Source organism: Dyella kyungheensis, assembly GCF_016905005.1.
In the GTDB taxonomy this organism is placed as follows: Bacteria; Pseudomonadota; Gammaproteobacteria; order Xanthomonadales; family Rhodanobacteraceae; genus Dyella; species Dyella kyungheensis.
The window spans coordinates 138,975-164,537 of the sequence record NZ_JADIKC010000008.1 but is presented as its reverse complement, the minus strand read 5'-3'; the positions used below and the strand labels follow the sequence as shown (position 1 = coordinate 164,537).

The window sequence follows — 25,563 nt, the reverse complement described above, 5'->3', positions numbered from 1 at the left end:
GATGTAGCGACTCACCTTGCTGCCATCGGTCCCATATCAGGGTCCGATCCGCGTCTGTGAAATGCTTCCGGGGCATAGCCATGGGCAACACTCCTCACGCTTGGGCGTCTATAGTGTGTTGCGTTGACCGGCTGAAGCCGCAGTCGAAAGCAGACGTCCCGGTTCAGCCTACCAATTCCACAACCTGCCCGACCGTCAGCCGGGATAGATCTGCGCGCGAAAGTAGTTGGAAGGCAAAGACGAACGGGTCGGGCGTGCCATCGGGCTTTAAGGACCGAGGCTGGCTAATGCGTCGAGCAACCGGTATCCCATCGAGGGCCGGTTTCGGACCAAGCTCAAAACTGCCAATCCCTACCTGCCGGACTATCACGCAAGGCGACGGTTCTGACCTGGATATGTATTCCACTTTGAACTGCATCTCCCCTCCCATGAGCTCTGCCCAATCCGTCCGCTATGGGTCGGAAGCAGACCTTGTGCGCCCCAACAGCTTGCCCACTGTCTACTCGCGGCCCGGCCAACATCCACTTGAGCGCCACTGACTTAAATATGCGTTCGCTTGCTCTTCAGTGATCTCGTCATCAACTAGATCAAAGTCGCCTCTCATGAAGTCGTTCAACAGCGGCTCAACATCAGCATCACTATCTGACCAAGAGCCATCCTTCTTGGCTCGCCACAAACCATGCAGCCCAAAGTCGGAAGGCGAAGTGCTCACGCTTCTATAGATTGCTCGCACGGTCCCCATTGGGTAGCTGACTGCGTAGTATTTGTACTCACTCATGCTGGATTTCCGGCGCCGGGATTGCTATCGCTCGTTCGAGAGTAGCCATGTCCCTTCTCCTTTTTTGAGCCAACCGCTCGCCAAAACTCATGGATCATCCGTTAAAAGGAATGTCCGCTTCGGGTCGGAAGCGGACCTTAGCCGCATACGCCTAATCGATACCTAGAACCGCCTCAAGCTGGGCCGCGAGATTGTTGAACTGGCTTCCCCAACCACAGTCTATCGAGAGCTCCTGCAAACTGGCCGTTGGCAAGAGCAACAGTTTCACTTGGTTCGCCGAGGTATTCGCGAGCAGCGCGTCGATGTCATGGAGCGCCTTGGTCCGGTCCCCGTAGATTCCCCCTTCGTCCCCGCTCTCTACCTTCGCCCTCAGTTCCAAAAGGATCGCGCGAGCTGAGGAATCGATATCCATAGAATTTTTACCCCGATCGATGGTCAGCCAAATTGCTTGAAGGTCCCGTAGCGCGGCAGATAATCCAACACTTGCGGCCGAACGGGCTGCCCACAGCATAGGCAGGTCAAGCCGATACTCTTGAAATCACTTTCAACCCTGTTGGCGATGCCTAACTTCTCGGCAGCCGAGCGCATTGTGTGCCCAACGATCTGTACCTACTTATATCTCCGCCATGGGTCGCAAGCAGTCGCCCAACGAGCCACTAAAGCTCAAGGTTTGGCAGCGACCTTCGGCAAAGAAAAATTGACCGGCACACGGGCCCAGGAAGCCACCGGCGCACCATCTCTGTATGCGGGGCTGAACTTCCAGCCGCTCACGGTGGCCGCGGCGCTCTCGTCCAGCTCGGGGAAGCCGCTGCTTCCAGCGATCTTTGTCTGAGTTACCCGGCCATCCACGCCGATCTGCGCCATGACCAGGACAGTGCCTTCATGATGGGCACGTATGGCCGCCAGTGGATATTTCGGCTGGTGTTGCGAGGCGTAGGTGATATCCATGCCCGAGGGATGAGTCGGCGGAAGGTTGCCCGCCGAAACGAAGTGCGCCGTGGCAGATAGTGCACCGCTGGCAGGGGCCTGCTGGCTGGCCGATGCCTGACCTTGCGCGCAAGCGCCAGTCGCCCACGTCGCCATGCTCGCGCCAACGAAGCACATGATACGGACCCACCGCTTGCGTGCTTTAGTGTTCCTCATCTTCATCCGTGCTCCCCGTGATGTTTGGGAACATCCACTTCGCGTAGGAAGCAGACGTTAACGCGTCGTCGAAAGCTCAACCGGTCTTCGCCGAACTCGCGACCTGCCCATCGATGAAACGTATGAACTGCTGCTCGTCGACATCCGTATTCTGGAGGGATATCGATGCGCCAAACTTCATCTTGGTCTTGCTTACTATCCATTGCGTCAAGCGAGACGAACGGGGAAGCCACTTCGCCGGATGGCGGAAGTACAAAGTCAGATTGGTGTTGCCCTTGATGGTTCTCGCCGTGATCGAATCGATCTCGCTCCAGGCGATCTCGCCGAAACTGGTGCGGAAGTCCTGGATGCCGTCGCGATCGGCGTATACCTTCACACGCCTATCGAAAGTCTTGAATCCGAACAGGACGGCACCGGCACCGAAGAACAGCGCTCCGGCGACTGACGGCCAGTCTCTATGCGATGGTCCGAGTAGTACCAAGACAGCCGCGAGGCTCAGGCCAAGGCAAAGAACGAATACCGCCAGATTCTTCCAGACCGAGTTGCGAATCTCATAGATGGCATGCTCCGTGTTGCTCAACTTCCCTTCCATGGCTTCCCCTTAGAAGCGTTGAAATTCAGATTTTCAGGTACCGCGTGATGACGTTGCCGATGTATGGTTCGGATCGGAAGCAGACACTTGCCACTCAAGCCTGCTCTTGAACGAGCGGCGCCTCTGCCGCCTTGGCCGCAGCCGCCTTGGCCGCAGCCGCATTGGCCAGCAGCCCGCTTCGGCAAGCCAGAAACCATATGGCGCCCAACGGCAGCGACATGCCCATGATCAAGGGCTCATAAAGGTTGCCGACACTCGAGGCTCCAAACAGCAGGATCGACAGCGGTTGGAAGTCGAAGGCTCCGGTGGTCCAGTTGAAGTGAAGCGTCCCGAAGCCGAGCAAGGTTCCGACCGCCCATAGCCATTTGCGGCGCACGATCGGGGTACGCAGGCAGAGCACGAAGGCATAGACGCACAATGACGGGATGGCGATGCAAGCCAGCAACACGATCCAGTGCGTGGCGTCCTTGCCGCTGAGCGTGAAGGCGTTTTGCTGTTCCACCGATTGCGCCATGCGCTGCACGTGCAAGCCCTGCACGCGCAGGGCATCGCCCTCTCCCGCCAGCACCACGTTGCCTAGCACCCACCCTTCGGCGAACTCGTATTCATAGGTAAGGTCATAGCGGCTCGCCCCGTTGATGAGCATGGTCTTGGTGCCGACCAGCTTGACTGCCCGGGGCGCTTCGGCGGGAAAGTATCCGGTAAGTTGCCTGAGCTTGGCCTCGACGCCCGGGTCTTGTCGAAGCGAATCGGCGAGCCTGGCCTTGACGGGTTCCACATCGCCCTTTCGCACCTGATCGAGCACGGACTGTGCGATGTCCGCTGCCGGGTGCGGCGTGAGCTTGTCGATCAACGCCTGCTGGCTGCAGGCAGCCAACCACAGGCACGTGCACACGAGCATGAAGCGAACGAACGAGGCCATGTCTTCCCCCTGTGAAAGACCTGCATCAGTAATCGATCATGGTCGGTCGCCCTTCAACGGACAACCTGCGGAGCCCAGAATTTCCCGACGTATCAACGGATGACGGGGCCTGGCGACACTCTCCCCCGAGAAGCGGACATGGACCGTCAAGGCCGGATCATAAGAGAACTTGGGCACGGGCACACGATGGTTATTGCCAGCGCCTTGACGCGATAGCACGCAGCTCTGTTTTCGACGACAACAGGTCGCCCACGTCATGCCATCGGCTTATCGGCAAGCACAAGATATTGACGATTGTCTCGCAGATATTTGCGTTGGCTGGCAACTCTTCCCGTCTATGGCTCGCGTTGCAGGAATGATGCGTCCGTCATCCACTGGTAGGCCTTCCCGTTCGGATACGAGACAAGCTCAAGTTGCATGCCCCACGGGCTGAGGAAATAAACCCAGGTTTCGCCAGCAGATGGCCCTTCCGTCATCACCGTAGGTTCGCCGAGGACGTCAAGGTTCACCTTGTGCAGGTAGGCTACCGCTGCATCCATGTCATCGACATAGAACGCTAGGTGGTGACCGCCGATATCGGAATTGCGAGGCGGCAGCTTCTTCTGGGTTTCGGTCGGGGCATAACCGAAGATCTCCAGATTTGTATTGCCGGCGGTCATCACCACGATCTTGTCGATGACAGCGTCGGCGGCAACGTTGAGGTGCACCGCCATCCAGTCGTCGCTCGACGCGAAGGGCCCGAACTCATAGGCGACCTCGAAACCGAAGTGATCGCGAAAGAACGACACGGCTTCGTCGAGGTCGGGCACGGTAAAACCGACGTGATCGATTTTCTTGATTCCAGGAATGCTCATGCCTTTCTCGACGATAGGTGATGCAGACAGCCTTTGAGTCACGAACCTCACGCGACCGCATGAGTCCGCGTTGATCTGAGTCGGCCGATCAGAGGAATGGTCAACAACGCCAGGGCCGAGATCGCGGTTGCCAGATAGCCCACGGTGCCCAAGCCCCAGTGCGGTATGACCAAGCCACCGATGATTGCGCCAAGTCCGATGCCGGCGTTGGCCGCGGAAACATTGAGCGTGCCGGCTAGCGCCTGGGCGTGTGAGGCCACCCTCATGACGCGCACTTGGCAGATCGGAAAGAGGGCCGTGTAGGCAACGCCCCAAAGCACGAACGGGATCTCGAACCAGCCATGGGCGCTCGCCAGAGACACGCTCGCTGCCATGCCGATGCCCAGCACCACCACGAAGATGACCGTCGCACCGAGCGGGCTACGATCGACGGCGCGACCGCCGAGCCAGTTTCCGACCAGTCCGATCGCGCCGAACCCCATCAGCCACCAGCCAACCCGCGCCGGCGCAACGCCGACCAGGGTTTCCAGCGTGTCCGCCAGGTAGGTATAGGCGGTGAACATCGCCGTGAAGATCAGCACCGACAGACCGACGTGGGCGACAAAACGCGGGTCTTTGAGAATGCGCGCCTGCTCGCCGAGCCGCATGCGTCGTGGAAGTTCCAGCGTCGGCATGAAGTAGGCGATCAGCATGGCCATCAACAACGACAGGCCGGCCAGAAGCGCAAAGGCGACACGCCAGCCAAAGGCGTGTGCGGCCAGAGTGCCTAGCGGGATACCAAACAACAGCGCCGCCGAGATGCCCAGATACACCGTCGATACGGCGCGTCCGGCATGCAGCGATCCGGCGAGTTGTCCCGCGGTCTCGCTGGCCGTGCCCCAAAACACCGGGAGCAGGAGCGCAGGTATGAATCGCGCCAGCGCGAGCACCCAGATGTTGGGTGCCATCGCCGCGAGCGCATTGGACACTGCAAAGACCAGCAGGATGGCGACGAACAGACGCTTGCGCTCGATATGCGAGAGCAAGCCCGTCAGCAACGGACCGAACAGCATCACGGTGAATGCAAAAAGCGTAACGAGTTGCCCGGCTAAAGAGATCGAAACGTGCAGCTCGCGCGCCAGCGCAGGCAATAGTCCAACGATCAAAAACTCGGTGGTGACGATGACGAAGGCGGCCACCGCCAGGATGGCGATCGGTGCAGCACCGCGCCTGGACGGCGTGGCGCCCCGGGTCGCTGTTGGCAAGGAAGACATGAATGTATGAGGGAGCGGCTAGAGGGTCTCGCTAGCTTATTGCGGATACATCATCCCTATTTGGGTATTATTTCCATGGATTCTAGAATCTGTATCCATAATAGGCGTTCATTATGACTCCCTCGGAACGACTGAAAGGACTTGAGGCCTTCGTCTTCACGGCGGACGCCGGCAGCTTTACCGCAGCGGCCGAGCGCCTGAACCTGACCAATTCGGCGGTTGGCAAAAGCGTGGCCCGGCTGGAAGCGCGACTAGGCATCCGGCTGTTCGAACGTTCCACGCGAACACTGTCCCTCACGGACGCGGGCGCGGCGTACTACCGCACTTGCGCACGCGTGCTCGCGGACCTCGCGGAAGCGGAATCGGTATTGGCCGCGCAACGCATGGAGCCCACCGGTCATCTGCGCCTGGATGTGCCTGCTGCTTTCGGACGCATGAAGGTGTTGCCGCTGCTGTTGCCGTTCTTCGAGCAGCATCCCAACCTTCGACCCCATCTTTCGTTCACGGATCGCTTTGTGGATATCGTGGATGAAGGTATCGACGTGGCCGTACGTATCGGCGGCATGAATATCTGGCCGGAAGCTTTGGGACATCGCTACCTGGGTGCCGAACGGCTGAGTCTTTGCGCCTCGCCCGCATATCTCCAGCAACACGGCTCGCCACGGTCGGCCGCAGAACTCGGTCAACACGATGCCGTCGTCTACGGCCGCGCCGATGGCAGCACCATTCCCTGGTTGATCGCACAGGATGCCGGCCCGACCGAACAGTGGACGGTGGAAGCGAACATGGCCCTTGGTAGCGGCGAGGCGGTGGTCAGCGCCGTAAAGGCTGGTTGTGGCATCGCGCAGTTGGCCACTTGGCTGGTGAGGGATGAACTTCAGGAAGGAACGCTGGTGCAGATTCTTCCGCAGCTGGACGTGGAAGGCCTGCCGCTCAATCTCGTGTGGCAACGCAGCCGTCAGTTGCTGCCCAAGGTCGACTCGATCCTCCAACTGCTGACTGCCTCGCTGCGTATCGACTAGGGTCAGCACGCATAGCGGACGAGGCCGGCGATGGAGCATGAATTCAGCCGGGCTCAGCCCTTGGGCAATGTCATCGGTTGGCGCATTCCATACATCAACGTCCGCCACAGCCATTCGATCGGGCCGAATCGATAGTGCCCAAGCCACCATTTGCTGGCCAGCACCTGCGCGACGTAAACAATCAATCCAAGCAGGAATGCTTCCGCAGCACCCAATCGGCCGAAATACCCCAGGCCATAGCCGTAGAAAATCCAACCGAAGATCAAGGACTGAAGTATGTAGTTGGTGAAAGCCATGCGACCCAGCGGGGCGAAGATTCCAAGCACGTGTCTGGCCGGGGTGAATGCAAACAACAACAGGACGATGCTCGCGTAGCCAAACGAGACGAACACGGGCCCAAGCGGGATCGCCCACGATATCCAGTGTAGAAACGCGCCTGAGATTGGGTTCGAGCCCATTTCGTCGAAGAACGTCAAGAGCGAACCGGTCGACGTGCCGAGGATCGCGACGCATACGAGCGCGCGTTTATGCATCTCGGGGCGACGAAGAGTGCCGGTGCGCCACACCAACATTCCCACAAGAAAGAGCCCCAGCGTCCGCGGCGATATGTAGATGAGCAATTGGAGAATCGCTCCTATCTCTTGCAGCCTGAAGTTCAGTACGTCAGTGAATCCGCCGGTCGCATACACGTGGTTGGCATCCGCCACTTGCTGCCGCAGCCACTCCTGCGTGGGCCAGAAGCCGGACGGGAGCAGTGATGAAAGGGAAGCGAAGAGAACGAACAATAGCAACGCAGAAACAGCCAGCCCACGGTTGGGAACGAATAGAAAAGGGACGGCAATGAGCCCGATCAAGGCATATTCGGTGAGGATGTCGCCGTTCCATAACAGGCAGATGTGGATCAGCCCAAAGGCGAGCAGTACAAGCAGCCGGCGAAGAAGCAGAAGCATCCGGGCATCGTTGCCGCTTAGCCGTTCAAACTGGATGGCCAGTCCCACGCCAAAGAGCAGTGAGAACAGCGAGATCATCTTCGACTCGAGAAAGGTGGCGACGAATCCATTCGCCAGGTGATCGAGCACGGAAACATCGGCCGCCTGCGGGAGAAACTGCTGGAAGATCGAGACACGGAACACGGTCACGAGATTCACCATCAGCACGCCAAACAGTGCGAGCCCACGCAGTACATCGATCGCCTGGATTCGTTCTTTTGCTCTTACGGGCACCGATTGCGGCTCGGCCGGCCAATCCTGCGCCAAGGCGCTGACGTGCTGCATGACGTTGCCCCGGTCTGATGGACTTCAGGCGCAACCTGACCCATGGGCCATGGATGCGAGCGAGGAGCGAACTTTAATCAAAGGCGCGGTGCATGGCACGCAGGTTCCTTGCGAACGAAGCGCATGAAAATGCGGCCAACACTTCCCTCCCATCAGAACACGAACCTCGCGCCCAACATCCACGTCCGACCCGGGGCCGGTTCGTAATAGCGCCCATTGCCGTCGTTGACGATCACCGACCCGACATACCGATGATCGGCGAAGTTGTTCACACGGGCGCTCAACTGCATGCGCGCCGACTGCCCCAACGGGAAGGTGTAGGTCACGTCGGCATCCGCGGCGACATAGCCGGCCGCACGCGCGGTGCCGAAATCGTTGGCCGTGGTCGGGCCCGCGCCCGTGAGCGTGATGCCCTGGCTCCAGCGCGCGTCGCCACCATGACGCAACAGCAAGGAGCCGTAATCTTCTGGCACGCCCGGCATGCGGCTGCCAGCGCGCACGGGCACGTTCGGTGCCACGCACGGCGTGGCGATGCAGGTAAGGAAGCCGCTGCGGAACTGGGCCTGCAAATGCGTGTAACCGGCGACCAGATGCCATGACGGTGCGATATCACCATCCATCGACAGCTCGATGCCCTGCCGTCTCGCTTCGGGCACATTGCGATAGGTGGTGCGCCCGTTGACGCTGGTGTCGATGGCCAGTTCGTCGCGCGTGTTGGCGCGGAACAGCGCTGCGTTGAAGGCGAGCATTTGCGTCGCCTGCCATTTCGCGCCGAGTTCGACCGTGTGGCTACGCGCAGGCCGAAGGTCGAGGGCAAGCCCTGGCTGGCCGTCGCTGCGATAACCCAGCTCGTTGTAGCTCGGCGTTTCGAAGCCTTCGCCGTAGCTCGCATAGAGCCGCAGGTCATCTCCTGGGCGCCATTGCAGGGCGGCCACCGGCGTGGTGGCGGCGTAGTTCACGTCGCCACTGTCGTTGGGATTGGAGGGCGTGACGTAGAAGTCGTGTTCGCTGAAGCGCACGTCGTCATGCCGCAGCCCGAGCATCAGCGCCCAGGCAGGCTCGAAGTGCCAGTACCACTGCGCGTAGGCGTCCACGTTGTTGACGTTGTCGTCCTCGTCCCGACGCAGCGCGCCTTTGACGCCTAGCGTGTCGCCCACGAAGTTCTCGTAACCGAGGCGATGCTGTCGCTGGTAGTCGCCACCGCCACCGAGGACGAATTCGTAATCGCCACCCAGCCAGTCGCCGCGGTGCGTCCATCGCAGGTCCGCGCCGCCGTAGTGCGTATCGGGTTGCACGACACCGCCAGGCTGCAGCGGATTGGCCTGCGTGGCAACGGGGATGGATTGGTATTGGGTGATCTCGCGCTCGCCGTAATACACCATCGCGCGCCATTGGCCGTCATCGCCGGAAGGCCGTTCGTAGATCAGCCCCACCTGATCTTGGCGGGTACTCTTGCGCGTGTCGAACTGTTCCGCGGCGGGCGACGCCTGCCGCGGATCCGCCAGCAATTGCGCCTTGGTGAGGCCCATCGGATCCTGCGCCACCGGCTGATCCAGGTGATTCATCACCAGCGTGAGCGTCTGCCCGTGCCCCAGGTCGAAGCCAAGGCGCGCATGCGCGGTCTGGCGATTGACGCGGCTGTGATCGCGATAGCCACCCGAGAGGAACTGGGAAGCGGCCACGTTGTAATCCATGGCGCCGACGGTGCCGCGCGTGTCGGCGAGATAGCGAAAACTGTCGTTGCTGCCGGCGTAGACACCCAGCGTGGTCTGCGGCGTGGCCGTGCCCGGCGCGCTCCATAGCTGCACCACGCCGCCCGCAGCGTTGCCGTACAGCACGGAGAACGGTCCGCGCAGCACTTCCACGCGATCGGCCACATCGAAGTCGAAGTGCGACACCTGGCCCTGGCCATCCGGCAACGTCGCGGGAATGCCGTCGACATAGAGACGAATGCTGCGCACGCCGAAGGTGCTGCGCGAGCCGAAGCCACGGATGGATATCTGCTCGTCCTGCGCATAGTTCTGCCGATCGCGCGCCAGGATGCCGGGCACACCCACCAGCGTCTCGGAAAGATTGATGCCGGGGTTGCCGACATCCGATGGCGAAACCTTGACCACGCTGAGCGCCGCGGGAACATCCAGTGGCGGCATCTCGAGGCGACTGGCATTGACCTGCACGGCCGGCAGCGTGGCCTGCTGTGCACAGGCTGCCCACGACCCACTCGCCATGCATGCGGCGCCGATCATCAGGTGGACACGCCGCAACTGCATCGCCCCTCCCAGGGCATCGAAGGCAGCAGACTATCATCACGAAAGCATGTCGATGGATGCAAGTGACAAATATGTCATCCGCGACATGCCCCACACGCACGCGTGCTGGGGCATGCTTATAGCTTGGCCATGCCATCTGGACGTCCGTTTGACGGACCATGACCTTTACATGACAGCACTTCCGCCTTGCCCCAAGGATTGACATGAAACGCTCAAGGCCCGCCCCCAAATCCCGTCGTGCTGGCGCGCTCATGGCGCTTGCCTCGCTGATCGGCATGGTTTCAGTGCATGCACTGGCCCAGGAGGACCTGGCGCGCTTCCACAATGCGCCCGCCTCCACGGACAAGACGCAGAATCCCTACGCCGGCAAGGCGGATGCGGTCAGCGACGGCAAGACGTTGTTTGGATCGTATTGCGCGGCCTGCCATGGCGCGGCCGCCCAGGGCAATGGCAATGTCCCGCCGCTGGCGAGCGCGACGGTGAAGAAGGCGCCACCGGGCGCGCTGTTCTGGTTCATCACGCACGGCGATGTGGCCAACGGCATGCCCGCATGGGATTCGCTGAGCGAAGAGCAGCGCTGGAAGATCGTGACGTACCTCGATTCGCTGGAACCCGGCAAGCCTGCCGCCGGTGCGCCCATGGCCGTCGCCTCGATGACGCCCGGCAACTGGCCCGCGCCGACGCCGCCCTTCACCGATTTCCGCTACGAATCGCCGGGCACCAGCCGCAAGATCACCGCGGCCGATCTGCCCAAGCCGTACGACACCAAGTCGGCCGGCAACGCACCGCAACTGGTGGCACGGCCAGCCGACGTATGGCCCAAGGCGCCACCGGGCTTCAAGGTGGAACTCTTCGCCACCGGGCTGAACAATCCGCGCCTGCTGCGCACCGCGCCCAACGGCGACGTGTTCGTGGCCGAGACCAAGGCCGGCCGCATCACGATGTTCCGCGGCATCACTGCCGATGGCCATCCGAAGGAAACGCACGTCTACGCCACCGGCCTCACCCAGCCGTTCGGCATCACGTTCTATCCGGCGGAACATCCGCAATGGATCTACGTGGGCGATACCGACGCCGTCGTGCGCTTCGCCTACAAGGACGGCGACGTGCAGGCAGCCGGCAAGCCCGAACACATCGCGGACCTGCCGCACAGCGATGGCGGGCACTCCACCCGCGATATCGCCTTCTCGCCGGATGGCGCGCGCATGTATGTTTCCGTTGGATCGCGATCCAACGTGGACGATCCCGACACCACGCCGGAAGAGAAGAACCGTGCGGATATCCTGGTGTTCAAGCCCGATGGTTCGGACATGCGCATCTTCGCCAGCGGCATCCGCAATGCCGTCGGACTCGCCGTGGATCCGAAGAGCGGCGAACTGTGGTGCTCGGTGAATGAGCGCGACGGCCTGGGCGACAACCTGGTGCCCGACTACATCACCCACGTGCAGGAAGGCGGCTTCTACGGTTGGCCGTGGTGGTACATCGGCAACCACCAGGATCCGCGTCACGCCGGCAAGCGTCCGGAACTTGGCAGCAAGGCCATCGTGCCCGATGTGCTGCTCAATCCGCACAACGCTTCGCTGCAACTCACCTTCTACAACGGCGCGCAGTTCCCCGAAGCCTATCGCGGCGACATCTTCGCGGCGGAGCACGGCTCATGGAACCGTTCCGCGCGTGTCGGTTACGAAGTGATCCGCGTGCCACGCCACGGCACGGCGCGTGCCAGCGGCGGGTACGAGGACTTCCTCACCGGCTTCGTGCTGCCCAGCGGGCAGGCATGGGGCCGCCCTGTCGGCATCACCACCGCCCATGATGGCTCGCTGCTGGTCAGCGACGATGGGTCCAATGTGATCTGGCGGGTGAGCTATGGCGGTGGGAAAGCCGACTAGTCCTCCCCATGCCGCGTGAATCGTCCAAAATGCGTGGGGCCGCCTAAAAGCACCCACGCAATCAGCCCCAGCAAACTCATCACCCAAGCGGTGACCAGGGCTGGCAAATAAGGCCAGATCGCTTCATCGCCATCCAACTCATACCAGAAGCTGTACTTCGGCTTGTGGATGTGGAGGTCATAGCGCAGGACGCCCGGCTTGAATTCGAACATGTAGGGCTCGAAGACCGTCCGCGTTTGATCAGGCGATATGGCATCGTGTTCTGTGCTGCATCGGTTCCCAAGCGGTTGCTCGCAAACCTGGTAGGGCTCGCCCAGGATCAGATTCCTTTCGACGGTGAACACCCAGGCGATCTGATAGCTGCACGTGATGAACACGAGGAGACAGGCAGCCAGCATCACCGTGACGGGTATATAGCACCACTCGCAGAAGTCCTGATCCAACAAGCGCTCGCGAATCTGCTTCATGTGTGCTCGCCCAAGCCGACCCGCTCTCTGACGACCTTTAATGTGACGAAACATAGCTCGACGCCGCTTGCTCAGGCGGTATGGCGAAGTTTTCCCTCATGCGCCTTACTTCCGCCACAGGCGGCAGCCCAAAGAGCCGCTTGAACTCCCGCGTAAATTGCGACGCGCTGGCATAGCCAACCGAATAGCCTGCAGCCTCTGCTGTCATAGCCTGCCGCACCATCAACAGGCGTGCCTGATGCAAGCGCGTGGACTTCACGTACTGCATGGGCGACGTTTGCGTAACGGCCCTGAAGTGGCTGTGAAACGAGGGCACGCTCATGCCCGCCTCACGAGCCAGTTCCGCCAGATGGATCGGCCCGGCATAGGCGTCATGGATGCGGCGAAGCGCCTTCCCTATCCTGCCGAATTGGCCGCGCATCGCCAGAGCCGAACGCAAAGCCGGGCCCTGCGCGCCGGTGAGCACACGGAAATAGATTTCGCGTAGCAGGCCCGGCCCAAGAACCGCCGCATCCAGCGGTTGGCCCATGACCTCCAGGAAGTGCAGGACGGCGCCCTGAAGTGCCATGTCCATGGGACTGGACATCATGCTCTGCGGTGAATCTTGATTGACGGTCACCTGATGACGATCGATCTGGATCATCAGCTCGGCGGCCATCTGGAAGTCCAGATGCATGTAGATGGCCAGCAACGGATTGTCCGGCGTGCCCTCCGATTCCATCGTGAACGGAACGGGCACGGCGACCGCCAGATAGTGCTGCTGGTCGTAGACGTAGACCTGCCTGCCGAAATAGCCCCGCTTGCAGCCCTGGCAGACGATGACGATACCGGGGTCGTACAGAACCGGCGTTCGCGACAAGGCACGATCCGAACGCAGTATGCGTACGCCCGGCAAGGAAGTGAGGTTGTAGCCCTCTTGAGGCGCCAGCTTCCGGGCAAGAGCAGTCATGCGCCGGGTTGCTTCGGCTGCGGGCTGCAGGCCCTCACATTCCGAAAGATCGTAGCTCATAGAAATAGGCAAGAAAGTCAGACGATTTGGCGTCAATACTCGGATCAATGATGCGTATTGTGCGCTCTTCATTGGCTTTCGGGAGTAATCACCATGGCGATAGACCGAACATTGCTCGTTACCGGGGTCAGCAGCGGGTTCGGCCGGGCACTGGCTCAGGAGGCCCTGAAGAGAGGGCACCGCGTTATCGGAACCGTGCGAAACGAGCAGGCTCTGCGCGAATTCGAAATGCTGTCCCCAGGTGCTGCCGTGGGTCGTGTACTGGATGTCACACACTTCGAAGCGATCGACGGTGTGGTTGCCGACATCGAAGACACCGTGGGTCCGGTCGACGTACTGATCAACAACGCCGGCTACGGCCATGAGGGCATTCTGGAAGAATCGCCCCTGGCAGAGATGCAACAACAGTTCGCCGTGAATGTGTTCGGCGCCGTCGCCATGATGAAGGCCGTACTGCCTTACATGCGTCGCCGGCGTCGGGGGCATATCCTCAACATCACGTCGATGGGCGGGTACATCACCCTCCCCGGCATTGCCTACTATTGCGGCAGCAAGTTTGCCCTGGAAGGCATATCGGAGGCGCTTGGCAAGGAAGTGGCGTCGCTGGGCATCGCCATTACCGCCGTTGCGCCTGGCTCGTTCCGCACGGATTGGGCGGGCCGTTCGATGGCCAGGACACCGCGCTCCATTCCTGATTACGACGCGCTGTTCGATCCCATCCGCGCCACTCGTCAGCAGAAGAGCGGAAATCAGCTTGGCGATCCTGCCAAAGCAGCACGGGCCATGCTCGATGTGATCGATAGTCCCTCGCCACCAGCTCACCTGTTGCTTGGGAGTGACGCGATGGGCCTGGTGCGTCAGAAACTGTCCGACCTGACTGCCGAGATCGATCAATGGGAGGCCTTGTCGCGCTCGACCGACGGTTAACGGTTTCGGCTGATCTGTCGCGAGGCACAACCGTGCTGATCAACGCGCATGGGATCGTGCGCGTCGGCCCGGCCTTGCAAATTGGCCCAGCTCCGGACCCTTCCGCGCTTAGCAGCCGCTAAGCGCCAGCAACCATAGGCACGGGAGCAGAACGACCACGCCGTCGCGAGAATCTCATGCACCCCAAAGTGCGCAGAGCAACGATGCGATCACGCACCATGCAACGGCCAGCAGCGGGGGCCATCGGGCTGCCATGAGTCCAACGAATCCGATCAGGGCGATCGCAACATCGCGACTCCCGTGGATGGCGCCGATCCAGACCGGATCATAGAGGGCAAAGGCCAGGAGACCGACAACGGCCGCATTGACTCCGGCGAGCATTCGCACGGCCTGAGCGTTCGCGGCCAGGCTCCGCCAGAACGGCAACGCGCCCGAGACCACGAGCAGGCCCGGCAAGAAGATGGCCAACAGACTGATGGCGGCACCCAGGGCGCCGCCTTGGCCGCCATGCAGTTCGTCACCCAGGTATGCCGACAAGGTGAACATGGGACCGGGAACAGCCTGCGCGGCACCGTAACCGGCGAGGAAGCGCTCAGGTGTGATCCAACCCGGATCCACCACGGCCTGCTTCAACAGGGGAAGCACCACGTGCCCGCCACCGAAGACCAGGGCACCGGTGCGATAGAAGGCGCTGGCGATTTGACCCAGGGGCGGCAGAAAAGGAGTTGCCAGAAGAGCCATCGCCAGAAGTACGGCATAGGCGACGAGGAATCCCGTGCCGGTGCGATGATCGTAAGGAACGGAAAAGGTGTCCCCGCTGCGGGCCATCACCTGGCGGCATGCCCATGGACCGAGTGCCGCGCTCACCACAACGACCCACAGTTGCGTCCATGCGCTCGGGCTGAAGGCAATGACTGCCACGGCACCCGCGGCCATCAGAGCCCGCGGTCTGTCGGGGCAGAGCGTGCGCGCCATGCCCAGCACGCCTTGCGCAACGATGACCACGGCCACCAGTTTGAGGCCATGGATCACTGCCTGACCCCACGGCCCGGATAACTGGCTGCCAACCTCTGCGAACGCGAACATCAGCAATGCCGAGGGCAGCGTGAAGCCGATGAAGGCAGCCAGGGCACCCATCCAGCCCGCTCGCAACAGGCCGATCGAGAAACCCAACTGGCTGCTGGCTGGTCCGGGCAGAAACTGACACAGCGCGATGAGTTGTGCGAAATGTTCCTCGTCCACCCAGCGCCGACGCTGCACGAACTCCCGGCGAAAATAGCCGATATGCGCGATGGGCCCGCCAAAGGAGGTCAACCCCAGGCGGAGAAAAACGAGCGCTACTTCGACGGCGCGGCCGCGCAGTGTTCGGGCGTCTCGGGCTTCCATCGTTGAAGGATTCATGGCCATCGAACAGCGCCCGTTTCGCTGAGCATCCAGCCGCATTCCACGGCAATACGGTCAACACCGCGCAGACAGTAACCCGCCGTTGCCTGCATTTTGATGTAACGGCGAGGCGCAAGAGAGCCTATATTGCTTTCTGGCGCCAATCGCATCTCGCTCCATGCTCAGAGCTGCACGCACGGCCTGAGTCCAAATGCGGCACAGCGCACAAAACGACCTTCCGGCTGTCTTGCCGAGACAGGACCACGCATGGCTGAATGGGCAGGTCTATAGGGGTTTCGCCATGTTTTTGCGCAGCATCGCTTCGCGGCTGTCTCTCTGGGTGCTGGCCGGTTCCGTGCTGGTGCTGACCGTGGCCGGCGGCCTGCTGTTCTACCGGGTGAGCGAGCAGATCCTCGAGAAAGCCCATGGCGAAGCGACGGCGCTCGCCAACGAGGCAGGCAACCGCATCGAACAGCGCCTTGCGCGCGTAGCCGACACCGCCCAGACCCTGGCCGTGGTGGTGGGCACGCACCCCGATGGTGTCGACGTCACGCTGCGCGGCGCCCTCGCACGCAATGCCGACCTTTCCGGGCTGGCCGTAGCGTACGTGCCCGCGGCGGACAACCCGCCCGTGTCCCCCTTTATCAGCCGCCAGGACGACGGCTCGCTGAGTTGGCGCGACCTGCGCAAGGACGACAACGCTTATTGGGACAAGAACTGGTTCCTGGCGGGCCTGAGTTGTTCGCAGGGTTGCTGGCAACGCCACTTCTATTCGCAGTCGCGCAAGCGCGAAATGATCAACTACTCGGTCGCGATCAGTACGAATGGCCGTCCGAACGGCTTGATCAACGCGGACGTCTCCCTGGACTGGCTGAGCCGCATGCTGAAAGAGCTCGGCAAACCCGAGGGCGCGTATGCCTTCGTGCTGGACGAAAGCGGCGCCTATCTCGCGCACGACAACCCTGCTTTGGTCGGCAAGCACGGGCAGGCGAATCTGCTGCAGGCGCTGGCGAGCCATCAGGCCAGCCGCGTACGGTTGGCCGTTGCGCAGAACCCGCAGGCTCAAGGCAAGCCGGTGTGGGTCTATTTCGTGCCCGTCGAAGGAACCCACTGGCGCTTCGGCCTGGCCATGCCGGAGAGCCGGATCTATGCCGGCGTGCGGCAGGCGTTCTTTCAAGCGCTGCTGCTGGGCTTCATCTCCCTGCTTGCATTGGCGGTGGTCACGCTGGCGGTGACGCGGCGCATCCTGACTCCACTGGGCACGCTGGCCTCGCGCGCCGAACAGGTGGCGCGCGGCGCACTCACCTTCGCACTGCCCACGCCCCGCTTTCCCGATGAAGTGGGTCGCCTCACCCAGGCCTTCGACCGCATGCGCTCGGAGCTGGCGCTGCATATCGCAGAGTTGACCCGCAACGCGAAGGAACAGCAGCGCTTGGCCAGCGAACTGGACATTGCGCACCAGATCCAGACGGCACTGCTGCCCGGTGAGCACTACCTCGACGCGCACTGCGAAAACTTCGAGCTGCACGCGCTGCTTCGACCGGCACGCGCGGTGGGCGGCGATCTCTACAGTTACTTCATGCTCAACGAGCGGCGCTTCTGCGTGATGGTCGGCGACGTGTCCGACAAGGGCATTCCCGCGGCACTGTTCATGGCGCGCACCATCACGCTGGCCAAGGCGCTGGCGCCGAGAGCGCGGTCGCCGCAGCACCTGCTGTCGATGCTCAACGTCGAACTCTGCCGCAACAACGACAGCTGCATGTTCGTGAGCCTGCTGTGCGGCATGCTCGACACGGCCAGCGGAGAGCTGGTGATGGCCAGCGCCGGGCACGAGCCGCCGTTGCTCTGCGACGCGGACGGCGTCCGTCTGATCGAGCTGGATACCGGCGCCGCACTCGGACTCGACGACGAGGCCCGCTATCCGCCGCGCACGTTGCGGCTTCGCCCCGGCCAGACGCTGCTGCTTTACACGGACGGCATCACCGAGGCGACCAATACCGAGCAGCAGTTCTTCGGCACCGAGCGCTTGCTCGCCTGCATGGAGCATTCATCGTCGCGCTCCGCTGCCGATCTTGCCGCCGGCCTGCTGGCCGAGGTCGACCGCTTCGCCGAAGGCGCGGGACAAGCCGATGACATCACCGTCCTCGCCCTGAACTGGCATCATGCCCTTGTCGACGGGAGCTCACTCATGCTCGACCTGACCATCCATGCATCCATGGACGATGTCTTCGACACGCTCGATCGCTGCGACACTTCGCTGCGCGAGCGAGACGTGTCGCCGGCGGTGCGCGACGACATCCGGCTCGTGCTGGAGGAACTCATGGTCAACATGGTGCAGCACGGCCACGCCGGCGGCGCCGACCGCAAGATCGAACTGCACATGCGTCTCGGCGACGACGCCGTATCGATCGAGCTGCACCACGATGGGCAGCCGTTCGATCCGCTGCAGGCGCCCATACCCCCGCTCACCGGTGACCTGGCAGACGCCGAAGAGGTGGGAGGGCTTGGCATCCATCTGGTGCGCGCCATGGCCAGCGAACTCAGCTACAGCCATGACGAGCACGGCAATCACTTGCAGCTACGTTTCCTCCACCCCGCACGACCGGAGCCGGACCATGACCTTCAGCCTGAACGTTGAAAACGAGTCACCCAGCCGTACGATCCTCCATCTCCATGGACGGCTCGACGCCCAGACCTTCAACGACTTCGATCTGGCCATGCTGGACGTGCTGCCGCGCCTTCCCGAGGAAAGCACGGTCGTGCTGGATCTTTCCGAACTCGAGTACATCAGCAGCGCCGGCTTGCGCAGCATCGCCAAGATCCGTCGAACGATGCGCGCACGCAACGGACACACGCTGCTGCTCAATCCCCGGCCTCAGGTGCGCAAGGTATTCGACATCGTGAAAGCGGTTCCGGTGAACGAGGTGTTCGCCAACGCGCAGGAACTCGATGCGTATCTCGATCGCATGCAGCGCCAGATCACCGGCGAGGAACCGACCAGCGATCGCTGAGCGGTGGGGGCATACCGTGGTGAGGTAGCTGAGTCGGAGCTCACTATCTACAACTTCGTGCCTACCGCCGGTCGTTGCGACGACCGGCTGAATCCCCACTCGAAAGCGGCGCTTTCAAAAACGCCAAACGGCCATTCCGCGCCCGATCAGATCGGATCGTCGATCGACTTGGCGAGGCCGGTGAAAAGTCTCGGGCCGGTCTCGGTCATGTGCCAGCAGTCTTCCAGACGGATGCCAAATTCGCCGGGAATATAGAGCCCGGGCTCGTCGGAAAAACACATGCCCACCGCCAGCGGCGTGGCATCGCCATGCACGAGATAGGGCGACTCGTGGCCGTCCAGGCCGATGCCGTGGCCGGTGCGGTGGGGAAGGCCCGGCAGCTTGTAGCCGGGGCCCCAGCCTTCCCTTTCGTAGTAGCCGCGCACAGCGTCGTCGATGGTGCCCACTGGCGTGCCCAGCTTGGCGGTGGCCAATGCGATCTCCTGGCCGCGCTTGACGGTGTTCCAGACCTTTCGCTGTTTCGCCGTCGGCTCGCCCATCACCCAGGTGCGCGAGATATCCGATTGATAGCCGTGCACGGTGCAGCCCACGTCCATCAGGATCACCGAGCCTTCGTGCAGGGTCTGCGGCTGATGCGAACCGTGCGGATAGGCGCTGGCCTCGTTGATCAACACCAGCGCGAACTCCGGTGCGCCACCCAGTGCTTCGGTGGCGGCGTTCATCATGGTGGCGATCTCGTCCGGGCGCATGCCCGAGCGGACATGGCCATGCACGTAGCGCAGCGCCGCCAGGGTGACGTCGTTGGCGGTCTGCATCAGCGCGAGTTCGGCCGGGGTCTTGATCAGACGGACGGCTTTGACCAGGGCGTCGCCGGAAACCACACGGTAGGCTCCCGCGCTTGCTTCGCGCACTCCATCGACGATGAACAGGCGCGTGGTGGATTCGAAGGCGATCGGCTCGGAGGTCACGCCGCGATCGCGAAGCGCAGCCACGATGAGGGCGAACGGGTTCTCATGTTCGTTCCACGGCCGCACATCGTCGCCCACCGCCAGGGTCTCGCGGATCGAAGGCTCTTCGAAGGCCGGCGTCACGACGACAACGCCACCGCGGGCCGGAATCACCGCGGCCGTCGTGCGCTCCGAACGGTGCCACTGGATGCCCGTGAAGTAATCCAGGCTCGAGCCCGACTCCAGGATCAAGGCACCGATCTTCTGCTCGACCATCAGCCGTTGCAGCTTGGCGATCCGTGCCCTGCGCTCTTCCACCGAAATCGGCTTGGCGCCGGTGGTCATGGAGGTCAATCCGGCCAACGCGTTGGGCGCGGCAGGGCTGGCTTGCGCCGACTGGCCGCGCAACAGAGCGGCCGTGGACACAGCGGCAGTGGCAGCTACCGCTCCCGTGAGAAAGTCGCGACGACGCATGGAGACTCCGGACCGATGTTAAGGGTGCTTCGCAGTATGAGGCCAGCGTTGGCTACGCGGCTACTGCCCAACCTCGCGTCGATGGCCCGGCCCATGGCTGGCCATTGAAAGGCCGTGGCGCAGGACGGCGCTGCTTTCATTCAACGCCTGATTCGAATCCGGGTTCCTTCACGAGAGCCACGCTGCCGAATCGGCCGCACGTCTCACTGGCAGGCTCGCCGTGTTCAACGGAGCGACGAGTCGTCGTCCGCCCTGTTGAGCCCGTACGCGTGCAGATAGCCGTCCGAACTGGATAGCGACAATTCAAAGCGGCCGAAGGCCTGCTTGCTCACCGCGGGAAACCGGCCTTCCCGTTCGTTACGCTCGACTTCTGCAGTCAACTGGTCTACCAGATCCGCAACATCCTGTTCGCGCTCGCCGCTCATCCCCGCGAGCAATCCGGTAATGACCGCCTCCCGCTGCTCGGCTTTGACCTGCGTGTCGTCATTGACGGAAGCCAGGACAACGACCTGGACCAGCGTGTGATCCGACAACGTACCGGTCACCTGCAAGTCTTCGCGCAATAGCGCCGTAAACGCGCGCTCATCCCCCGCGATGCGCTTGACTGCGGGGCGCAGTAAAACATGCAACTCCCTGTCGCCGGACAAGCGGTCGAAGCGTTCGGTGTACTCGCTCAAGGACATGCCAAGCGTCAGCACATGTTCCTCGCCACGCGACCGGGCAAGTGAACCGGGATTGGAGTTGTGCGCATGAGCGTCCAGCCCACCGCAGCAGTCGTGATGGAGGTGGCGGGTGATCAGCCAGTCAACCGAGAAGACCAAGGCCCATGTCACCAGTGGAATCAGCACGAAGGCGTAGTTTTCCTTGAGCATCCACTTGCGATGAACCGAACGTCTTTTTCGCCAGAGCTGATCGGCACAGAACAGCGATGCCATGACGAGCAATGCAACGACAAATATCACAATATGTCCCGATAGAACTGGCAGAGGCGAGCCAGCGCTGTGTTGGCTTCGAGATCGACGCGCTTACCTGGACTTGCCAGCGTCTGGTCTCCGGTATCGAAGAACGCCGCCAGTGGCTCTCGTCGAGCCCATCGCATCGGTTAAGCGGCGGGGCATGGTGCCACGTCAAATCGTTGTGGGGTACGTGCCCTTCGGCACGGTCCCGCAACGACGCGCGGCGCCACTGACTCTCCATCGAGAAGACGTGTTCGACTTTGTTCAAGTCTCGCGACGAGCTGCAGAAGAGGTCGGATCTCTTTTCATCCTGGCCGTCGCCTGTGATCGCTGCGCGTTCGGTGTCACGGCGTCAAGATCATCAAGCGAGATCGCGTTCTTCGCCGCATCAATCGACTGCGGTGACGCGGGTTGAAGCGGCCTTTCCGTGGCGAGTGCCTGGTTGCGCAGCACAAAGGGACGCATGCGCTCTTCGTAACGATCGAAGGCCGCACCATGATCGCCATTTCCTCTGGAAAGTTCGTTAGCCATAACATAAGCGCCCACCAACGCGAGGCTGGTGCCTTGACCAGAGAGTGGCGACGCGCAATAGGCCGCGTCGCCCAGCAGGGCGATTCGTCCGGTCGACCAGCGTGGCATGTGGATTTGCGCCATGACGTCGGTGTAGAAGTCTTTGGCTGCCCACATCGCCTCGACAATCGCCGGCGTCTTCCAGCGCAGGTGTCCGACTCGCTCGGCCGCGCGGTGCTTTTGCCAATCGACATCGTCAATGCCGCGACCCGCACCATCGGCGGCATAACCCAGGGTAATTCTTAGTTCGCTATTGTTGCGGACGGGATAGATGCCATAACCCGCGTCGCCGCCGCGTAGCCATACCTGCCAATCCTTGAGCCCCAAAAAGTTGTCCGTGCTGAAGATCGCGGTCTGCATGCCGAGTGGGGCCAGGCATTGATCTTCGTCGCCAAAGCACAACGCACGCACCCGCGAGTGCAGACCATCGGCCCCAATGACCAGATCGAAATCGCCGGCTGATGCGTGCTCAAAGGTGACGCGAACGCCATCGGCCTTCTGGTCGATGGTGCGAATCGAATCGCCGAAGATATAGCGGGAGCTGTCGCTTATGCGCTCGTAGAACAGTTGCGCCAGGTCTTCGCGAAGTAGCTCCACGTCATCGCCGTCAAGCCGGCCGCTACTGAAGGTCATTTCGGTCGATCGGCTGATCTCGTCGCCGTCGCCATCGAGCACTGACATGCCGCGCATGCGCGTACGCATGCTCCGGACTTTCCTGCCAAGACCCATCTTCGCCACGACCTTCAACGCGACACCACGGATATCCACGGCTTGCCCACCGAGCCGCAGCACCGGTGATCGCTCGATCAGCGTCGTGTCAAAGCCGCAGTGATTCAACCAATACGCCAGCGCGGAGCCGGCAATGCCGGCTCCTGAAATGAGCACCTTTTTCATCAACGTCCTATGGCGCGACATGCGCTCTGATGGAAAACCGGCGCGGGCGCCGCCCGATCGCCGCATGTACGATGTACAAGCCAGCATGTCCCGCGCCACCTATCCGATCAATGTGGCTAATGGGCTGGAACAGATCTAAGATCCGGGCCCATCTGTACTAGCTCAGTTAAGGGCAGCGAAATGCCACTGAAGGACCCACCTCCGTATTTGCTCATGGCGGCGGCGCTCAAGTCGAAGATGGCCGACGGAGCGTTGCGTCCGGGTGACCGGTTGTCGTCGACCCGACAGCTCGCGCGCGAATGGAACGTGGCTCTGGCCACCGCCACCAAGGCGCTTACGTTGTTGCGTCATGAAGGGTGGATCGTGGCACACGCGCGTAGCGGCACCACGGTGGCTACGCCGGTCCAAGCGGCGCCGAAGCAGCGGCAGCCGAATCAGCCCGCCTCCGAGCAGGAGCTCACGCGCGAGCGCGTCGTTCAAACAGCCATCGAGATCGCCGATCGCGAAGGGCTCAGCGCCATAACGATGCGGGGCATCGCTGCAAGGCTGGGTGTGGCCACCATGTCGCCGTACCGATTCGTGGACAGCAAAGAGTCGCTGATTCTCTTGATGGCGGATGCCGCCTTTGGCGAACTGGCGCCGCCAGCCCGTGGCGCGTTGAACTGGCGGGAGCGGCTGACGTGCAGCGCACGCATCTTATGGGAGCTCTACACCCGGCATCCATGGCTGGCGAATATCCATACGCTGACCCGTCCCTTGCTGCTTCCCCATCTGATGGCGCACGCCGAGGTCGTGTTCGATGCACTGGAACCCTGCCGCCTCGATCCTGCCACCACCATGCACCTGCATATCGTGCTCTACGGCTACGTGCATGGTTTGGCCATCCATATCGAACGCAAAGCGCAGGCAGAGGCGAGCACGGGCTTGTCTGACGAGGCATGGATGGACGCGCAGGCCAACGCGTTTTCAAGCCTTATTGCGTCGGGACAATATCCGGCGTTCACCCGTTTGATCAGTCATTTCAAGGGTGGCTACGATCTGAAGTTGGACGAACTGTTCGAGTTCGGCCTCAAGACGCTGCTGGATGGCTTTGCGGGAACGATCGACCGGCGGCGGGCGAAGCCGGGTCGTGCCATGCAGGCATGATCCCGGCGGCCCGGTATTCGCTTATTCCCGCTTAGTTGAAGCCCTTCTGCACCTGCACCCATACGCGGGTCTTGGTATCGGCGTTCTGCAGCAGGTCAGGCGTTGCGCCGATCTTGTGGGCAGCGGATGCGGCGATAACCCAGTCACCCGAAACGGCCCAGTGCAGGCCCAGGCCCGCGCTGCTCAGGCGACCGCTGTTCACACCGGTGGAAAAGGGGTTCTTGTAGACCTCCACGCGGCCGGTGTCGGCAAACACCGTGCCCTGGAAGCGGCCCGGGATGCCGGCGAAACCGAAATCATGGCGGTATTCGACAGTGAACAGGTTGCCTTCGGACCCGGAAACCGCGCCGGTGTCGTAGCCGCGCACGGTGTTGGCGCCGCCGAGGAAGAACTGCTCGGACGTGTCCAGGTTCTTGTTCGCCCATTGTTGCGTATAGCCGGCATACAGCGCGTCGTTGGCGCCGAGCTGCTGCAGGCGCGACACCGACACGCTGTACTTGGTGTAGGAGCCCTGCGTCTGCGACGTGATGGTGTCGATCAGTTCGGCGAGATCGTCGGTAAAGTCCACTTTGCCGCGGGAAACGCTGGCATTGAAGTTGGTCACACCATGGCTGTCGCGCTGGTCGCCCGCCAGCGACGCCGTCCACACATTGGCTTGGCGATCGTTGTCGATCTGCACCAGACCCAGGTCGTCCTTGAGCAGCTTGTGATCGAATTCCAGCTGCCCGTACAGGTTGCCCGCCGTATTGCGAATGAACGGCTGGGTCAGCGTGACACTGCCCACCAGCGCCGAACCATGGGCATCCAGTGCCGAAAGATCGTCGCCCAGGTGATAGTGCAGCGCCGAGACGCCCGCACGCAGGGTCGTGCCCTGCCCGTCCAACAGGTAGCGATAGCCGCCCTGCACATAGTTCATGCCGCCGCCGGAACTGAGCGCGTTGAAGTCGAGCAGGTCGCCGCGATGCAGCAGGCCGTTGACGTCGAAGCTGCCGCTGACGCGCGCGCGTCCCGTGTACTCGTTGCCGAAATCGTCCAGGCCTACCGTACCCGTATAACGCGGCGCGGAATTCACATCGACGACCAGATCCGAGGTGCCCGGCTGATCGCCCGGGCGGATGGCTGAACTGCTCTGCGCGCCGGGAATATCCGAAAGCAGCAGCAGGCTGCGCTCCAGCGTGGCGTTGGAAACAGGCTGGCCCGGCTGCAGCGCCGCGAGTGCGGAACGCAGCGTGATCTCGCTGACGGCGCTGTTGTTCTGCAGCACCACCTTGCCATAGCGGGCTTCGACCACGGCAATCGTCACGACGCCGCCCTTGAGCGTCTGCGCCGGCACGTAGACGCGCACCAGCGGATAGCCCGCCTTGAGATAGGCCGTGCTGATGCGATCGGCAAGCGTATCGAGATCGTCCAGCGTCAACCGCTTGCCCTCGCTGTCGGCCACCAGCGCATGGAGCTTGTCGGCAGGCAGCAAGCTATTGCCTTCGATCTGCACGCCATTGACCTGGAACGCATGCGCATCCTTGGCGTGCTCGTTCGTTGGACGGGCCATGCGCAAGTCCAGGTCGGACGGTGGCACGGTCGACGGCTGTTGCGGCACCTGCTGCATCAACAAGCCTGCGTTGGGGATCTGCGCGGGAATGCCTGGCAATGCCTGGGCGTGGGCAGCACCCGAGCAGGCGAGCGATATGGCAAAGGCGAGCGCGCCTGAACGCGCTGCGGGACGGGACTTGGTCGGCATGTTCTTTATCTGGAGAAGTTGGGATGTCATGGAGTCGCCGCGAC

The 25,563-nt window shown here is 62.1% G+C and carries 23 protein-coding genes; 7 read left to right on the top strand and 16 right to left on the bottom strand.

Features of this window, described 5'->3' with window-relative positions:
- Positions 1-499: 499 nt before the first annotated feature.
- From ISP20_RS18000 to ISP20_RS17970, 7 genes are all read right to left on the bottom strand, one after another.
- A complete protein-coding gene (locus tag ISP20_RS18000; RefSeq protein WP_204637514.1) occupies positions 500-778 on the bottom strand; it encodes a hypothetical protein in 279 nt (92 codons plus the stop codon).
- Between the two features lie 151 nt (positions 779-929).
- Positions 930-1,190: a hypothetical protein gene (locus tag ISP20_RS17995; RefSeq protein ID WP_204637513.1), complete on the bottom strand. Its 261-nt coding sequence runs from the start codon at positions 1,188-1,190 to the stop codon at positions 930-932.
- 251 nt (positions 1,191-1,441) lie between these two features.
- Positions 1,442-1,726 (bottom strand): energy transducer TonB, encoded by a 285-nt coding sequence (locus ISP20_RS21655; protein WP_239536098.1) that lies wholly within the window; start codon positions 1,724-1,726, stop codon positions 1,442-1,444.
- Positions 1,727-1,997: 271 nt separating this feature from the next.
- Positions 1,998-2,513 carry an STM3941 family protein gene (locus ISP20_RS17985; RefSeq protein WP_204637511.1) on the bottom strand — a complete coding sequence of 172 codons (516 nt, stop codon included), beginning with the start codon at positions 2,511-2,513 and terminating at the stop codon, positions 1,998-2,000.
- A 94-nt stretch (positions 2,514-2,607) separates the two neighbouring features.
- The gene (locus tag ISP20_RS17980; RefSeq protein WP_204637510.1) at positions 2,608-3,435 is read right to left on the bottom strand and encodes a hypothetical protein; all 828 of its coding nucleotides are present in this window, start codon (positions 3,433-3,435) and stop codon (positions 2,608-2,610) included.
- 335 nt (positions 3,436-3,770) lie between these two features.
- A complete protein-coding gene (locus tag ISP20_RS17975) occupies positions 3,771-4,289 on the bottom strand; it encodes a VOC family protein (RefSeq protein WP_204637509.1) in 519 nt (172 codons plus the stop codon).
- Positions 4,290-4,336: 47 nt separating this feature from the next.
- Positions 4,337-5,542 carry an MFS transporter gene (locus ISP20_RS17970; RefSeq protein WP_204637508.1) on the bottom strand — a complete coding sequence of 402 codons (1,206 nt, stop codon included), beginning with the start codon at positions 5,540-5,542 and terminating at the stop codon, positions 4,337-4,339.
- 113 nt (positions 5,543-5,655) lie between these two features.
- Between ISP20_RS17970 and ISP20_RS17965 the strand changes: the two genes are divergently transcribed.
- Entirely contained in the window at positions 5,656-6,564 is a 909-nt protein-coding gene (locus ISP20_RS17965; RefSeq protein ID WP_204637507.1) for a LysR family transcriptional regulator, read from the top strand.
- Positions 6,565-6,617: 53 nt separating this feature from the next.
- On the opposite strand, the gene ISP20_RS17960 is transcribed toward ISP20_RS17965, so the two are convergent.
- Positions 6,618-7,838, bottom strand: coding sequence for a DUF418 domain-containing protein (locus ISP20_RS17960; protein ID WP_204637506.1), 1,221 nt, complete (start codon positions 7,836-7,838; stop codon positions 6,618-6,620).
- Positions 7,839-7,990: 152 nt separating this feature from the next.
- Positions 7,991-10,108, bottom strand: a complete 2,118-nt coding sequence (locus tag ISP20_RS17955; RefSeq protein ID WP_425490860.1) for a TonB-dependent receptor family protein — start codon at positions 10,106-10,108, stop codon at positions 7,991-7,993.
- Positions 10,109-10,311: 203 nt separating this feature from the next.
- Here ISP20_RS17955 and ISP20_RS17950 point away from each other — a divergent pair, with 203 nt between their 5' ends.
- Positions 10,312-11,997, top strand: a complete 1,686-nt coding sequence (locus ISP20_RS17950; RefSeq protein ID WP_204637505.1) for a PQQ-dependent sugar dehydrogenase — start codon at positions 10,312-10,314, stop codon at positions 11,995-11,997.
- On the opposite strand, the gene ISP20_RS17945 is transcribed toward ISP20_RS17950, so the two are convergent.
- Positions 11,994-12,464 carry a hypothetical protein gene (locus tag ISP20_RS17945; RefSeq protein WP_204637504.1) on the bottom strand — a complete coding sequence of 157 codons (471 nt, stop codon included), beginning with the start codon at positions 12,462-12,464 and terminating at the stop codon, positions 11,994-11,996. The two genes, ISP20_RS17950 and ISP20_RS17945, sit on opposite strands and share 4 nt — an antisense overlap.
- A gap of 37 nt (positions 12,465-12,501) precedes the next feature.
- Positions 12,502-13,413, bottom strand: a complete 912-nt coding sequence (locus ISP20_RS17940) for an AraC family transcriptional regulator (RefSeq protein ID WP_239536096.1) — start codon at positions 13,411-13,413, stop codon at positions 12,502-12,504.
- Positions 13,414-13,566: 153 nt separating this feature from the next.
- Here ISP20_RS17940 and ISP20_RS17935 point away from each other — a divergent pair, with 153 nt between their 5' ends.
- A complete protein-coding gene (locus ISP20_RS17935) occupies positions 13,567-14,400 on the top strand; it encodes an oxidoreductase (RefSeq protein WP_204637502.1) in 834 nt (277 codons plus the stop codon).
- Positions 14,401-14,574: 174 nt separating this feature from the next.
- On the opposite strand, the gene chrA is transcribed toward ISP20_RS17935, so the two are convergent.
- A complete protein-coding gene (gene chrA / locus ISP20_RS17930) occupies positions 14,575-15,807 on the bottom strand; it encodes a chromate efflux transporter (protein WP_204637501.1) in 1,233 nt (410 codons plus the stop codon).
- A gap of 277 nt (positions 15,808-16,084) precedes the next feature.
- On the opposite strand from chrA, the gene ISP20_RS17925 reads away from it, so the two are divergent.
- Positions 16,085-18,421, top strand: coding sequence for a SpoIIE family protein phosphatase (locus ISP20_RS17925; protein ID WP_204637500.1), 2,337 nt, complete (start codon positions 16,085-16,087; stop codon positions 18,419-18,421).
- Entirely contained in the window at positions 18,399-18,794 is a 396-nt protein-coding gene (locus tag ISP20_RS17920; protein WP_204637499.1) for an STAS domain-containing protein, read from the top strand. The genes ISP20_RS17925 and ISP20_RS17920 overlap by 23 nt, the downstream gene beginning before the upstream one ends.
- Positions 18,795-18,940: 146 nt before the next feature.
- Here the strand turns inward: ISP20_RS17920 and ISP20_RS17915 are convergent, their stop codons facing one another.
- The 3 genes from ISP20_RS17915 to ISP20_RS17905 form a co-directional block, all read right to left on the bottom strand.
- Entirely contained in the window at positions 18,941-20,215 is a 1,275-nt protein-coding gene (locus tag ISP20_RS17915) for a M24 family metallopeptidase (protein ID WP_204637498.1), read from the bottom strand.
- Positions 20,216-20,439: 224 nt separating this feature from the next.
- Complete coding sequence (locus tag ISP20_RS17910; RefSeq protein WP_204637497.1) at positions 20,440-21,150, bottom strand: hypothetical protein; 711 nt, start codon at positions 21,148-21,150, stop codon at positions 20,440-20,442.
- Between the two features lie 285 nt (positions 21,151-21,435).
- On the bottom strand, positions 21,436-22,635 hold the full coding sequence (locus ISP20_RS17905; protein ID WP_204637496.1) for an FAD-dependent monooxygenase: 1,200 nt from the start codon (positions 22,633-22,635) through the stop codon (positions 21,436-21,438).
- Here ISP20_RS17905 and ISP20_RS17900 point away from each other — a divergent pair.
- Positions 22,619-22,774, top strand: a complete 156-nt coding sequence (locus ISP20_RS17900; RefSeq protein WP_204637495.1) for a hypothetical protein — start codon at positions 22,619-22,621, stop codon at positions 22,772-22,774. The two genes, ISP20_RS17905 and ISP20_RS17900, sit on opposite strands and share 17 nt — an antisense overlap.
- Before the next feature lie 74 nt (positions 22,775-22,848).
- Positions 22,849-23,781: a TetR/AcrR family transcriptional regulator C-terminal domain-containing protein gene (locus tag ISP20_RS17895; RefSeq protein ID WP_204637494.1), complete on the top strand. Its 933-nt coding sequence runs from the start codon at positions 22,849-22,851 to the stop codon at positions 23,779-23,781.
- Positions 23,782-23,812: 31 nt separating this feature from the next.
- Here the strand turns inward: ISP20_RS17895 and ISP20_RS17890 are convergent, their stop codons facing one another.
- A complete protein-coding gene (locus ISP20_RS17890) occupies positions 23,813-25,519 on the bottom strand; it encodes a ShlB/FhaC/HecB family hemolysin secretion/activation protein (protein ID WP_204637493.1) in 1,707 nt (568 codons plus the stop codon).
- Between the last annotated feature and the right edge of the window lie 44 nt (positions 25,520-25,563).